Origin of the sequence: Azospirillum baldaniorum (assembly GCF_003119195.2) — a bacterium.
GTDB lineage: Bacteria > Pseudomonadota > Alphaproteobacteria > Azospirillales > Azospirillaceae > Azospirillum > Azospirillum baldaniorum.
Genome location: NZ_CP022256.1, coordinates 169,767 through 183,672, shown reverse-complemented (window position 1 = coordinate 183,672; position 13,906 = coordinate 169,767). Strand labels below are relative to the sequence as shown.

At 62.5% G+C, this 13,906-nt stretch carries 9 protein-coding genes and 1 pseudogene; 4 read left to right on the top strand and 6 right to left on the bottom strand.

Features of this window, described 5'->3' with window-relative positions; translation table 11 throughout:
- The 6 genes and pseudogenes from Sp245p_RS26760 to Sp245p_RS26735 all read right to left on the bottom strand — a co-directional run.
- Window positions 1-920 (bottom strand): annotated as a pseudogene (locus tag Sp245p_RS26760) (hypothetical protein); the annotation flags it as partial.
- A 1,026-nt stretch (window positions 921-1,946) separates the two neighbouring features.
- Window positions 1,947-2,333, bottom strand: coding sequence for an SPASM domain-containing protein (locus tag Sp245p_RS26755; protein WP_109139061.1), 387 nt, complete (start codon window positions 2,331-2,333; stop codon window positions 1,947-1,949).
- A gap of 46 nt (window positions 2,334-2,379) precedes the next feature.
- The gene (locus tag Sp245p_RS26750) at window positions 2,380-3,174 is read right to left on the bottom strand and encodes a radical SAM protein (RefSeq protein WP_109139060.1); all 795 of its coding nucleotides are present in this window, start codon (window positions 3,172-3,174) and stop codon (window positions 2,380-2,382) included.
- A 180-nt stretch (window positions 3,175-3,354) separates the two neighbouring features.
- Window positions 3,355-3,657: a hypothetical protein gene (locus Sp245p_RS26745; RefSeq protein WP_014200365.1), complete on the bottom strand. Its 303-nt coding sequence runs from the start codon at window positions 3,655-3,657 to the stop codon at window positions 3,355-3,357.
- Window positions 3,658-3,684: 27 nt separating this feature from the next.
- Window positions 3,685-4,350 (bottom strand): hypothetical protein, encoded by a 666-nt coding sequence (locus Sp245p_RS26740; protein ID WP_014200366.1) that lies wholly within the window; start codon window positions 4,348-4,350, stop codon window positions 3,685-3,687.
- Window positions 4,351-4,354: 4 nt separating this feature from the next.
- Window positions 4,355-4,645 (bottom strand): hypothetical protein, encoded by a 291-nt coding sequence (locus Sp245p_RS26735; RefSeq protein WP_014200367.1) that lies wholly within the window; start codon window positions 4,643-4,645, stop codon window positions 4,355-4,357.
- 331 nt (window positions 4,646-4,976) lie between these two features.
- Here Sp245p_RS26735 and Sp245p_RS26730 point away from each other — a divergent pair, with 331 nt between their 5' ends.
- The 4 genes from Sp245p_RS26730 (at window position 4,977) to Sp245p_RS26715 (ending at window position 13,844) form a co-directional block, all read left to right on the top strand.
- Window positions 4,977-10,346: a glycosyltransferase family 4 protein gene (locus Sp245p_RS26730; protein ID WP_014200369.1), complete on the top strand. Its 5,370-nt coding sequence runs from the start codon at window positions 4,977-4,979 to the stop codon at window positions 10,344-10,346.
- A gap of 406 nt (window positions 10,347-10,752) precedes the next feature.
- Complete coding sequence (gene rfaD / locus Sp245p_RS26725; RefSeq protein ID WP_041814922.1) at window positions 10,753-11,739, top strand: ADP-glyceromanno-heptose 6-epimerase; 987 nt, start codon at window positions 10,753-10,755, stop codon at window positions 11,737-11,739.
- 40 nt (window positions 11,740-11,779) lie between these two features.
- Entirely contained in the window at window positions 11,780-13,237 is a 1,458-nt protein-coding gene (gene hldE / locus Sp245p_RS26720; RefSeq protein WP_014200371.1) for a bifunctional D-glycero-beta-D-manno-heptose-7-phosphate kinase/D-glycero-beta-D-manno-heptose 1-phosphate adenylyltransferase HldE, read from the top strand.
- Window positions 13,238-13,265: 28 nt separating this feature from the next.
- A complete protein-coding gene (locus Sp245p_RS26715) occupies window positions 13,266-13,844 on the top strand; it encodes a D-sedoheptulose-7-phosphate isomerase (RefSeq protein WP_014200372.1) in 579 nt (192 codons plus the stop codon).
- The last annotated feature ends 62 nt before the right edge of the window (window positions 13,845-13,906 follow it).

Here is a 13,906-nt window from a genome sequence, read left to right as displayed (position 1 = left end):
GCGGATGGGCGCAATACAGCCACAGGAAGCGGCCGTCCCGGCTCCAGCAGGGCTGCGTGAAATAGAAGGATTGCTGCAGCGGTGCCGCCGACCGGCGCAGGAGATAGGAGGTCACGCCGCTGGTCGGGTCGGTCGACGGGCTTGAACAGCCCGTTCAGCCCATTCCGCAGAAGCTCCGGCAGGCGGTCGGCCAAGGGCGTTCGTTCGTCGTGCGCTCGCCCGGTGGCAGGCGCAGGCTGTACGTCCGGTGGCGACGGGGCCAGCTTCAGGTTGCCGCTTATGAATTCCTGCGACGTCATGAAACGCCGTCGAAGCCCGGACAAGGTCTGGGCGGCCGCCAAATGGCTCGCCACCTGCTGAGGGCCTTCAGGCGGCCGGCCGAGCAGGATGCGATAGGCCGCGTGAACATCCAGCGCATCGATGCTTTCGAAATTAACGGGGCGATCGGTTTGAAAGGCCTGATAAAGCCGCAATGACGTGGGAAGAGCGGCGTTTCCATCCATCCGGACCGTCCAGCGCTCCTCGGTTTCGAAGGTTCGCAGAACCTCACCGCTGGCGGAGATCAGGACCAAGCGGGCGCTCGCCTGATGGGTGCCAGGAGGCAGCGGGCCGAGGCAGACGGGAAAGCTGGCGCCGTGACCGGCCGATCGGGCGAAAGAGATTTGGGCAGTGGAGCAGCGCGCCCGATGTTTCTCCGTGCTCGGTATGCACATGGACGGAAACATGCGGCGATCGCCGGTGCTCCGGAGCCGTCCATCCAAGGGTGGCGACTTTTCGTTGCAGGCATAGACATCGATCAGCATGGTGCCGCCGGGTGAGACGGTGTCCGGCTTGTTGCGCAGTTGGAACGTGTGGGCGTACGGCCGGGTCAAGGCATCCGTGCGAGCCTCGGCAGCGAGCGTCAGCAGCTTCTCGCGCACGGCCTTCGCGGCTGGAACCTTCGAAACCGGCGGCAGCAGGCACGGCACAGAGCGTATCGACGACAAGGATCTCCCGTTCCAGGCTCCGGGCGAGCCTGTCGACGCCGTTCATCACATCGGGAAAGCGGGGGGCGGTAATCGATGCCCGCATGAAATTCCGGTCGGGGGCAGGTGCCGGCTCCAGAATTCCAGATTCCGGGACAGGATAGGATTGGTGTGGACCGAATCCTCAAAGAAGAGATCCACCGGACGGATTCCAGTCCTGGAAATTGTCCGGGCTGTACCCTTGCAAGGCTTTCACGTTCGGGCAGTCCGGACAGATAGGCCCGGAACTGGTCGATCCCGTAGGTGATCCCGAGGGCCTGCTCCATCGGCCGAGATGCCGTGATTCTCCTCCCAGGGGTCGATGCAATGGACGGTGGACGCTGGGATCGGCGCTTTTCGCCCAGGCCCAGCTCGATCGACCGAACAGAGAACCGATCTCGACAATGGTGCCATCGGGAGGAACAAGCGCTGCAACAGCTTCAATTGCCTGCAATTCCCATTCAGACATCTGACCTGGAATGGAAAGGTTGTAAGGCATGACCGGAACTCCAGAGTAAATTTATTCTGTTTTGGCTCATTTATGAGCATCGCCATAAGATTTTTTAATCAAACAGCGTATCTATTTACTTTTACTTAATATACTACTCCATATTCATTTATACCAATGCAGTCCTATGTGCGTTTACGACAGCCCTTTGTGCACATGAATGGATGTTATCCCGACGCCTATTGGCCGCTGATCATTGTTGATTCCACGCTGAGCTGGGCTTGAGACGTGGCTTGGTCTCGATAGTGATATCCAGGGAAGGCAGATTAGCAGTTTCTTTGCTTATGGGAACAGATACCAGAAAATTACCAAAATGGAGAAAAATTGGCCATCACGGCTTCCGAGGCATTCGTCATGACAGAAATAGAAACATTGGAATTCACTTTTCAAGCCTCTCAATGCTATACTCAACAGTACTTCCCTCTAGTAAGTCGTCAAAATTTGGAAAGGATATTTTTGCATATTTTTCTTTTGACCAGCATCCCCAATATTCTTGAGTATGCCATCCCTTCGATCCATATATATTGATCCAGCTCCATTTTTCCGAAAAAGATGCGATCTCCTAAGCGAGGAAGGGCATCTTTTTTGGCATTGTTCTTTTGTATAAATTTACATGGCGCATTTTGGCAAATTGGATGCACACGATTTTGGTGCATAAAACGGCGTAATTCTTTTATAAGATCTCCGTTCCAAATCTCTTCGATTGAGCTGTGATGAAGGCTTCCTATGTCTTGTGCTGAAAAGCAGCAAGGACGCACAGTCCCATCTGTGATAACTTGCATCCAATACCATGGTGCTGTGCATTGACGCGGCGATGACATTGATTTTACTCCAAATGAAGTTTCTTGTTTCCGCTAATGCTAAAGCCTATCCAAGAATTTCAGCATTTCTTTTTGCTTCTTTAAGTTTTTCATGAACCTCATCTATTACGGAGTCGATCATCTGCTCTGAATAATTAAATATAAAATCTCCTCTTTCGACTTTCCAGTTTAACAAAGTATGCGCATTGAAAGCGTTTAAATCGTTAAAGTGCGTGTGGTCAGCTCCAATAGCTTTCGCGAAATAAACAAAATAAGGAATTTCTTTGTAGTTTTCTTTCATAATTGTCATGTTGAGCCATATTTTAAGCTCTGAATCAACTTTTTCCCTCCGTTTGTCGCACAATCTTTTTATATTCATTGATACTTTTTCAAATTTCTCGCCGCGTATTTTCTGATACATTTCGCGAGTGCAGGCATCAAGAGATATATTTATAGTTTTCAAATTTGAATCTAGTATTTTGCTAATTGTCGTATCTGTTAGGAGCACAGCGTTGCTGTTCACTTCAATATGTGCTTCGTGATTGTCTTGTACAGCTGAAAGAAATTGCCAAAATGCTGGACTAAGGAGAGGTTCTCCGATACCATGGAGTTGAATGCTCTTCGCGGATTTAAGAAATCCTTCCAGCTTATCCGCGACCTCCTTATCCATATGCTTTGGTCGGCGCACTGCACCAATAGCATGTGGGCACATTACGCATCTAAGGTTGCAAACAGAGGTGGATTCTATGGAGAGTAGAACTGGCTTGCTGGTTACGAACTCTTCTCCTTGCTCCCAAGCAAGAAGCGCTCTTTTTTCATTATCGGCAGGTGATCCAAGTTTTCCATCAATTAAATAATCCATTTACCTCTCCTTTTGAGAGCTAAAAATGAAAAATTTTTCCTCTAAATAACACATTGTGTCATTAAGGTCACTAAAAATTTTTTATACACTGAGGCTTTTGCTATCTATGCAGGTGGAGGGGGTGGAGAAGTTTTTTTGAAGCGGGATGCGGCTTTGCCGCATCCCGCGTGAAGCGTCATTTTATCCGTCCATTGCTCCGGCGAGCACCGCCGCTGGACTGTTCGGATCGTTGGTAGCAACTTTGATCGCAGCGTAAAGGTCGGTGTAGCGGATGCCTTCCTCGGTGCCGGGGAAGAGAGGACCAGCCAAATCCAGCGTGATGGTGGCGAGCGGGCGGCAGCCGGAGGCGCGGGTGTCTGCATTCACGTAGCCGGCCAGGACGGTGCGGGCGGCTCCCTGGGGGCGGTTGGCCTCGAAGGCCAGAATATGCCAGTAAGCGGCGTCGGGGCCGAAGGGCGTGGGGATAGGCTTGATGAGCGCCATGGTGAATGCTCCTCTTGACGTGGGGTGTCAGGCGATCACGGCGAGCTTGCGCAGCGCGCCTGAACCGTCCCTGATCTCGATGAAGCCGGTGACGGGTGCGTCGCTGCCGACCGTGAAGGTGCCGAAGCGGATGCGCCCGGTGCTGCCCTTCGCATACAGCGCCAAGTCGATGCTGGCGTCGTTCCCTTCGGCGTAAATCTGCACCGGCTGTCCGGATGATTGGGCGCGGACGAGCAGGGAGTTGACAATGGTCCCACCAGTGCCGCTGCCGAAGCGGGCGAGTGATCGGCCGGCCCCGTTCAGCAGCAGGATATCGGAAGAGTCCTGCATGCTTCCCTTGCTCATCAGGCGCAGGCCGATGTTGGCGTCCGCGCCTTCCGCCGCGATGACCGGAGGGGCGCCGGACGCTCCGGAGAACACGACCAGATTGTTCACCTGCCCGGTGACGGCGGCGGCTCGGAACACGGCTCCTCCACCGGCGACCAACGTCATCTGGTCGTTGGCCGGCCGGCAGAAGCCGGTGTCGGCGTCACTGGAAAAACTGAGTGAAGGGGCGGCGAGACTGCCGGCTGCCAGTTGCACGCTGCCTGCGAAGGTCGCCGTGCCGGTGAAGCTCGGGTCGGCTTTGGCGGCGTAGGGGGTAAGATTGACCGGCGGTGTGCTGATCAGGCTGAGCGTATAGGGGGCGGTCATGGCGTCACCCGAAGAAGGTCAGGGAGACGGTGCAGTCGGACGGGGCGACCAGCCCCAGCAAGGTCGTTCCGTCCAGTCTGCGCGCTGCGGGGGCCAGTTCGGGCGCCACGCCGCTCACGTCGTCCGCCACCGGGAGAACCGCGGCGGCTCCATACTGCACCCAGAAGGGGCCGGTGGACGCAAAAAGGACTGTTTTCGCATCGTTAGGCACCGAAACCGTCTTTCCCGTCCCGGCGGCGAGCACCAGGGCGTAGCGGGAATCGGAGACGGAGAGCACGGCGCTCGGTGTGCCCATAGCGTCCTTATGAGTCAGCAAGTCTCTCATAAAAATCTCCTTTTTCATGTGGCTCAGGCACGAAAAAACCCGCCTCGGCGGTGCCGGGCGGGCGAGTCTCCTCTCTTTGTAACGCGATCCTACGCCATTCGCGGCTTCAGCATCAAGAATTTTTTCCTGTTTGCTGATCCCCGCATATTTTGTTTCCCTGTGATATTTTTTGATTCACGGCTCAACTTGAAAAGTTGTTTACCGTCTGCATCGTCGAATGGTATGGAATGAATTGGACGGCATTTGTTCTTTTGTCGTCTTAAAGTCGATGAGCATCTGAAATTTGCCAGAAGAGAGTGTGATGAACCGCCTCGTTCACATCGTTTTGTCGGACCGTGGATGGATTCTTGAACGTCTGGCAAATGAAATTGCAAAGAGGCTTTCTTACGTTCGTTTTGATACATTGCCCGATGCCTCTTCCCCTATTCAATATTATATAACTTACGGATGCCGTAAGGAGCGCGTCTCTCCAGTAGAGGTGGCGCTTTTCACGCACCAGGAACAGGACCCGGCCACGGCGGGGCGGTTTCTGACCGCGGCGCGTGACGTCGACGCGGCCATCGCCATGTCGAAGGCGACCGGGCGGATACTGGCGGACGCCGGCATAGCGAACACGGTGATTTCGCCGGGTGTCGATCTTGACCGCTTCGCCCCCACCCTGAAGATCGCCGTCGTCGGCCGCACCTATCACACGGGCCGCAAGGGAGAGGCGCTCGTCAATGCGGTCATGGACATTCCGGGGATCGAGTGGCACTTCACCGGCGAAGGGTGGCCCGGACCGGCGCTGAAGCTGACCGACGAGGAACTGCCGGCCTTCTACCGCTCCATGGACTACATTCTGGTGCCGGCGACCAATGAAGGCGGCCCGATGTGCGTCCTGGAAGCCCTGGCTTCCGGCGTTCCGGTGATCGGTTCGAACACCGGGTGGGTTCAGGATTTTCCGCACATTCCCTTCGACAACGGCGATGCGCAGTCGCTGCGCGCGGTTCTGTGCGGCCTGCGCGAGAAGAAATTCGCCCTGCGCGAGGCCGTGTCCGGCATGACCTGGGACGCTTGGGCCGAGGGGCATGACGCGCTGTTCCGCCGCCTTGCAACGGAGCGGAACCTCGTGCCGACCAGCGCTCCGGTCTCGTGCCGCCGGGTCCGTTCCGTCGCCCTGCTGAGCCATGGGCTGGAGAGCACCGTCATCGGGGGCCCCAGCGTCCGTATTCCGCGCACCGCCCAGGCCCTGCGGCAGAAGGATATCGAGGCGGCCGCGCTTCGCTATCCGACGGTCGACCTGCCCCGCTACGATCTGGTCCACGCCTACAATGTGTGGCCGCCGGTTTCGGCTGTCCGGATCGCCCGCCGGGCAGCGACGCTTGGCAAGCCGTTCGTCTTCTCTCCCATCATGCTCGACCTGTCCGAGGCCGGGCTCTGGCAGGCCGACATCCTGCGCGTCTTCCGCAGCGCTACCTCGCCGGAGCACGCGGAAGCGGCGATGGCCTGGGCCAGAACCCGTCAGGCCATGCGGTCGGAGGACGGCCTGCGCGGGGAGCCTGAGCCCGGTTACCTCGACGCCCTGCGCGAGTTGGCGGAGACGGCGGACGCCTTCGTCTTCCTTGGCGAGCGGGAACGCGCGCTGACGGCGACGCTGGTGCCCTCCCTGCCCGAGGTCAGCCGGATCGTCCGCAACCCGGTCGATGCCGCGCTCTTCTCCTGCGGCGATCCGGACCTGTTCCGCTCGGCTTACGGGCTGAAGGACTATGTGCTGTGCGTCGCCCGGATCGAGCACCGCAAGAACCAGCTCCTGCTCGCCCTGGCGCTGCGCGACACCGGCATTCCGCTCGTCCTCATCGGCCATCCCGGCGACGAGGAGTATCTGCGGCTCGTGAAGTCCTTCGGCGGACCGAACCTTCTTATCATCGATCGCCTGGAGCCGGGCTCGGAAATGCTGCGCTCGGCCATCGCCGGAGCCCGCGTCTTCACCCTGCCGAGCTGGGCGGAGGGAGCCCCGCTCGCCGCGCTTGAGGCCGGCGCGGCCGGTGCGCGGATGGTGCTGAGCGACCGGTCGTCGGAGCGGGAGTATTTCGGCGATCGCGCCCTTTACTGCGACCCCGCCGACCCGGCCTCCATCCGCCAGGCCGTTCTGGAGGCCTGGGAAGGCGGTTGGTCCGACGGCGACCGTGAATCCCTCAAGGATCATGTCGCCCGCTCCTTCTCCTGGGACGTCCACACGACCGCCGTGACCGACGTCTACGAGGAGGTCGCCGCGCGCCGCGCGGCCGGAATTCGTCCGCCCGGCGTCGCGCGCGTGGCGCCGCTGCCCGTGCCGGTCCATAACGAAAAGGCCGCCGCAGAGACGGGCGAGGTCCAGGACCCCCTCGAGATCGTCTTCGATCTGACCACCCTGGCCAACAACGCCACCACCCGGTCCGGCATCGTGCGGGTGGAGCGTTCGATGGCCACCGCCCTTCTTGCCACTAAGGGGGTGCGGGTCCGCTTCGTGGTGTGGAGATCGGTCGAGGTCGGCTTCGTCGAAATTCCCCAATCGATCGTCGCCCGCGACCTGCTGTCCGCCTATCTCCAGGCGACGACCGTGTTCCCGATCGAGAAGGGGACCTTCCGTCCGGGCTCCCGGTTCGTCGTGGTCGGCAGCAGCTGGATGCAGAACGCCTCCTACGTCCATTTCCTGTCGACTTTCGCCATTGAGCACCGGCTCGAACTGTCGGTGCTGATGCACGATCTGACCCCGGTGCTGTTCCCGCATTGGTTCCTGGACGGCTATTCCGGACGCTTCACGGCGAACCTGAACACGCTGCTTCAGACGACGGATCGCCTGCTCGCCTATTCCGACAACACGCGTTCGGACCTTGAGGCGCTTGCGCTCGAAACGGATCTCGACCTGTGCTCGATCGGCAAGTTCCGGCTGGCCGACGCCATCGGCATCTTCGCCATGGAGATGTCCGAGAAAGGCCGGGCGATCCAGGCGAAATTCTCCAAGGTTCCCTTCATCCTCGCCACCGGCGGCATCCACGCGCGGAAGAACTACGGGCTTCTGTACGACGTCTGGACCATGCTCCGGACGACGATGGGCGATCGCTGCCCGCATCTGGTGATCGCCGGCGGGGTGTTGTGGAACGGCGGCGAGATGGCCCGGACGATCCAGGAGGATCGCCTGGTCAACCGGCACATCCATATTCTGAACGACGTCGACGACGCCCTTCTCGACTGGCTCTATCGGACCTGCCTGTTCACGGTCTACCCGTCGCTTTACGAAGGCTGGGGGCTGCCCGTCGGTGAAAGCCTCAGCTACGGCAAGATCTGCGTGGCGTCGAACCGCTCCTCGGTTCCGGAAATCGCCCCCACGCTCACCGATCTGCTCGACCCTCTGGACCGCAAGCTCTGGGCGGCGGCCATCCAGCACTACGCGACGTCGAAGAGCGCCCGTGACGCGAAGGAAGCCCGCATCCGCGACGAGTATGTTCCGACCTCGTGGATGGACACGGCCGCGGGGATGCTGAAGGCTTTGTCCACGCCCCTGGTTCCGGCCCGGCGCGACTTTTACACGCTCGGCGATCTCGTGCTGTTCACCGCGGAGGAGCCGGTGCCGCGCTACCGTCATGGCGGCTGGTTCCAGCGCGAAGGCTGGGGGGCCTGGGCAAGCTCGCGCACGGCGAGGATTCGCGTCGTCCTGACGGCGAAGCCGGACGAGGATCTGATCCTGACGGTGATCGCCAAGCATTTCAGCAAGGCGAACAAGACGGACCGTTGCAGCGTCGTTGCCAACGGCGTGAAAGTCGCCGACTGGGATTTCCGCTCCACGACCGGGCGGGGCGGCTGGCCCTACGCTGCCGGCAAGGCGCTGATTCCGAAGGGGTTGATCGACGACGATGGGCAGATCGTCATCGAGTTGACCGCGATGGAAAGATACAAGGTCAGCGAGGTCGTCGCGAATTCCGAAGACCATCGTCTCCTCGGTCTCGGCGTGACCGGCTTCAGCCTGCAAGCGGTGTCGACGACGACGAACAGCCTCGACCTGCTGGCGACGCGCAGCGAGCTTCGTGGCGCGCTCGGCGCCCCGCCCACGCTGAACCTCGCGCAGGCGTTCAGGCTCAGCGCGGCGCGTCCCGCCTACCCGGTGAACCGCAGCTGGATGGCGGCGGCGGTGGACGACGCGCAGCTCGCGGTCGACGCCGCGACCGTCCATTTCGACGGCTTCCGGTCCCAGAGGGGCAGCCTTCGCCTGCGGGGCGGCACCATCGATCTGTCCGCGCAAAGCGACGCGATGTTGGAGGCGGCCATCGTCGCGGACGTTTCCGCTGGCGAAAGCCTTGTGGTCTCGGTGCTGGTGAACGACGAGTTTGTCGACAGCTGGACCATCGAGACCGACGTGCCGAGCTCCCGGCGCATGGTTCTGCCGATGGCGGTCCTGTTGAAGAGGGATCCCGCCGAGATCGTCTTCCTGTCGACTCGGATGATCGGCAATCAGGAGGCTGGGCCGGGCGAATTCGTGATCGCCCAGCTCCGATTGGACCAGCCCGTTCCGCAGGCCCAGCGCACCATCCCCGAACTGCCGAGCGGGCGGAGCGTCGTGCTGTCCTCGGCCAACGCGGCGGTCCAGCGGGCGTTCATGCCCTGGGGTTGGTACGCGGCGGAGGAGCAGGGCGTCTGGTCGATCGGCGACCTTGGGCGTCTCGATTGCACCGTGAACATCGAGGGCCGGAACGAGCTTCTGTTGCTGGAGGTCGCGGCGCTGTCGACGGGCAAGCCGGACGACAAGGCCACAATCGCCGTCGAAGGCACCGACATCGCGGTTCCGGTCGATCTGACCGCTCCGAATGTCGGCTTGGTGTCGCGGATCGTGCCCCTCGGTCTCGGTTCCGCGCTGCCGCAGGGGAGCAAGGAGATCACGATCGCGTTCCGTCGGAACGCGGCCGTCAGCCCGCAGCGCTTGGGCATGTCCGGCGACCGCCGCCTGCTTGGCCTTCGGGTCGCCGAGGTGGAGCTGAAACGCTTGGCCACCCTGCCGGAAAAGGCCTTCCTGGCCGCGTCCGACGAGGCGCTGGAGCGGGTCGCCCTGTTCCCCAACTGGCATGTCAGGGAGGCGCTCGGCCGTTGGACCAACGGGGAGCGTGGAGACATCTGGATCGCGATCCCCACGGATATGCGCCCGGGCTCCCGCATGACGCTGCATTGCGCCGCGGTCTCTGCCGGTCATCAAGGTCAGGCGCGGGTCGATGTCCTGATCGACGACGTCGTCGTGACCAGCCGGACGATGTCGCACATGGACGCGCAGGCCGTACCCGTCGAGTTGCCGTCCGGAACGGGCCGGGCCGGGAGCCTCATGAAGGTGTCCCTGGTTACGGACAGCGCGCTGGTTCCGCAGGATGTCGGGCTTGGCTCGGACTTCCGGTGCCTCGGCGTTCTCCTCGTCGGCATCGAATGGCATCAGCCCGCCGCTGCGGCCCAGCACAACGGAGTCCATCACAACGGGACGCAGCCGAAGGCGGAATCCGGGGCTGGGCTCGAGGTCCTTTCTGAAATCCGCTCCGAGGCCAACGGGGAGGCTTCGGAGAAGGATGGCATGATGGCCGCCTCATTGGCCAAGAAGCCACGGGCCGCCGACTGGAAAGCGGCTCCATCGTCTGCGAAGCAGCCCTCGGTCTCGGAGACCGGCCAGACGACCTGAGGGTCGGGAATCCAAAGGAGCGGCGGCGGCCTTCTTCTGCGCCCAATGGATGCGGGGGCAGGGGGAGGCTCCGTCGCCGGTCCACAGCCGGCTCGGAAGAGAGCTGGGCAACGGTTTTTCAATTAACGAAGTGTCAACAGTGCGTTGGCGGTATGGGGCGCGCCGATCCGGTTGCCGCATGGCAACCGGATGTGGCCAGGGTATGGAAGAAAAGGACGCTCGACGCGCCTTTCTTCCCGTCTGCCGGGTGAATTGGACAGCGATGCTGCAAAGCCAGAAGACGGGCGGCCAACCAGATGGTATATGAAGTTCCTCCTCATAAAGGCTGCCTTGGCACCTCAAGCGGGGGCATCGGCCGGTCACCTTGGGCAACACCCCCGGTATCTATGGTCCGTTCATGACTGACATCATCATCGTCACCGGGGGAGCCGGCTTCATCGGCTCGAACATCGCCGCCGCCCTGCACGGCTGGAACGACTGTGAGATCGTGGTCTGCGACCGGCTGCGCAGCGGCCAGAAGTGGCGGAATCTCGCCAAGCATCTGGTGGCGGATTTCGTGGCGCCGGCGGAGCTTCCGGCTTTCCTTGACCGTACGGCGGGCACCGTGCGCGCGGTGGTCCATATGGGGGCCATTTCCGCGACGACCGCCACCGACGTCGATCTGATCGTCGACACGAACATAAAATTCTCGGCCCATCTTTGGGAATGGTGCGCCGCCGGCGGCGTGCCGCTGATCTACGCCTCCTCGGCCGCCACCTACGGCGACGGTGCGCGGGGGTTCGTGGATGACAACGACCCGGCGGCCCTGGCCGAGCTTCGTCCGCTCAACGCCTATGGCTGGTCCAAGCACGCCTTCGACCGCCGGATCGTCGATCTGGTGCGCCGCGGCCGGCCGCGGCCGCCGCAGTGGGTCGGGCTGAAGTTCTTCAACGTCTATGGCCCGAACGAATACCACAAGGGCGACATGATGAGCGTGGTGGCCAAGAACCACGCGGCGGCGGCGGTGGGGGACACCGTTCGCCTGTTCAAGTCGCACCGTCCGGACTATGCGCATGGCGGGCAGCTGCGCGACTTCGTCTATGTGCGGGACTGCGTGTCGGTCGTGCGCTGGTTCCTGGATCATCCCGAAGCCAGCGGCATCTTCAACGTCGGCAGCGGCGAGGCGCGTTCCTTCCGCGACCTGATCGAGGCGCTCTACCGCGCGGCCGGCCGCGAACCGTCGATCGAATACGTCGACATGCCCGAGGTTCTGCGCGACCGCTATCAATACTACACGCAGGCCGATCTCGGCTGCCTGCGGGCCATCGGCTACGACCAGCCCATGACCCCGTTGGAAGAGGGCGTGACGGACTACGTGCAGAGCTTCCTATCCCAGCCCGATCCGTACCGGTGACGAACGGACAGTGCGGCGCGGACCCGAGATTGGGGGAATCATGACGGCATACCTTACGGACATCGTCGACGGCCTGGGGACGGCGCGTGTCGCCGTGGTCGGGGACGTGATGTTGGACCGCTTCGTTTACGGCGACATCGAGCGGATCTCCCCCGAAGCCCCGGTTCCCGTGGTCAAGCTCGACCGCACCGAGGAGATGCTGGGCGGAGCCGGCAACGTCGCGGCGAACGTCGCCTCGCTCGGCGGTTCGGCCCTGCTCGTCGGGCTGATCGGCGCGGATGGTGCCGGGGCCTGCGTGCGACGGCTCGTGTCCGGCCTGGGCGGAATGGACCGTCTGGTCGAGTCCGGGGATCGCCCGACCATTCTCAAGACCCGCATCACCGCCCGCCAGCAGCAGGTTGTCCGCCTGGACGAGGAGCGGGTCGGCCCGCCGTCGGCGCGTGAGCGGGAAGGCCTGCTGGAGGCTGCCACAGCCGCGCTTGGCGAGGCCGATGTGCTCCTGCTGTCCGACTACGCCAAGGGCGTGCTGGCGGGCGACATGCCGACGCGGCTGATCGCCCTGGCGCGCGCGGCCGGCCGGACCGTGATCGTCGATCCCAAGGGGCGCGACTACGCGCGTTATGAGGGGGCCGACGTGGTGACGCCGAACCTGCGCGAACTGCGCGAGGCCACCGGCATGCCGTGCGACGGAGACCAGGCGGTGGTCGTCGCCGGGCGGACCCTGATCGCCCGCCACCGGCTGAAGGCGGTGGTGGCGACCCGCAGCGAGCAGGGCATGACCGTGATCACCGCGGACGACCATGTGCACCTGCCGACCATCGCGCGCGAGGTGTTCGACGTCTCCGGCGCCGGCGACACGGTGGTGGCCACGCTCGCCTGCGCCCTGGCGCGGGGCGTCGCCCTGCCGGACGCCGCCCGTCTGGCGAACGCCGCGGCCGGCATTGTGGTGGGCAAGCTGGGGACCTCCCAGGTGACCCGGGACGAGCTGGCCGCCATCACCCGCCGGCAGGAGATGGACGAGAGCGACCGCAAGATCGTCCTGCGCCACGAGGCCGCCGCGGTGGCCGGACGCTGGCGCCGCCAGGGGCTGAAGGTTGGTTTCACCAACGGCTGCTTCGACCTGCTGCACCCCGGCCACCTCTCCCTGCTGCGGCAGGCGCGGGGCGGCTGCGACCGGCTCGTCGTCGGCATCAACACGGACGAGTCCGTGCAGCGGCTGAAGGGGCCGACCCGGCCGATTCAGTCCGAGCTGGCGCGGGCCGCGGTGCTGGCCTCGCTGGGAATGGTGGATCTGGTCGTTCTGTTCGGAGAGGACACGCCGATGGAACTGATCGACGCCATCCGCCCGGATGTGCTGGTGAAGGGGGCCGATTATCGCGTAGACCAGGTGGTCGGCGCCGATCTGGTCCAATCCTACGGCGGCACGGTGCTGCTGGCCGACCTCAAGGACGGCTTCAGCACCACCCGCACCGTCGAACGCATCCGCCTCGTTTCCTGACCTCACCGCTTGCGATAAGGCCGATCCCGTGACCCTTTCCGCCTATCTTGACGAAACCATCGCCCTCCTGCGCGCCACCCAGGAGCATGGGTTGGACGGCGCGCTTGACCGCGCGGTCGATCTCACCGCCGCGGCGCTGACCGAGGGACTGCCGGTGCTGGTGTGCGGCAACGGCGGTTCGGCCAGCGATGCCATGCACATCGCCGGCGAGCTGGTCGGCCGTTTCCGGCGCGAGCGGCGCGGCCTCAACGTGGTCGCCCTCTCGGCCAACCCCGCGGTGCTGACCGCCTGGGCCAACGATTACGACTATGAGACCGTCTTCTCCCGCCAGGTCGAGGCGCATGGCCGCCAGGGCGGCGTCTTCATCGGCATCTCGACGAGCGGCAACTCGAAGAACGTCATCGCGGCTCTGCATGTGGCGCGCGAGATGGGCATGGCCACGGTCGGCCTGACCGGCCAGGGCGGCGGCGCCATGGCAGAATTGTGTGACGTTCTGCTCGACGTCCCCTCGCGCGTGACGCCGCACATTCAGGAAGCCCACATCTGCCTCTACCATCTGTTGTGCGACAGGGTGGAAGAGCGTGTTGCCCAAAAGACGGAATACTAACTACTAAAAGTGCGGATCAAAGCCTCGCCTCGGTGGACTCAAACCGCTGATTTTTATCGGTC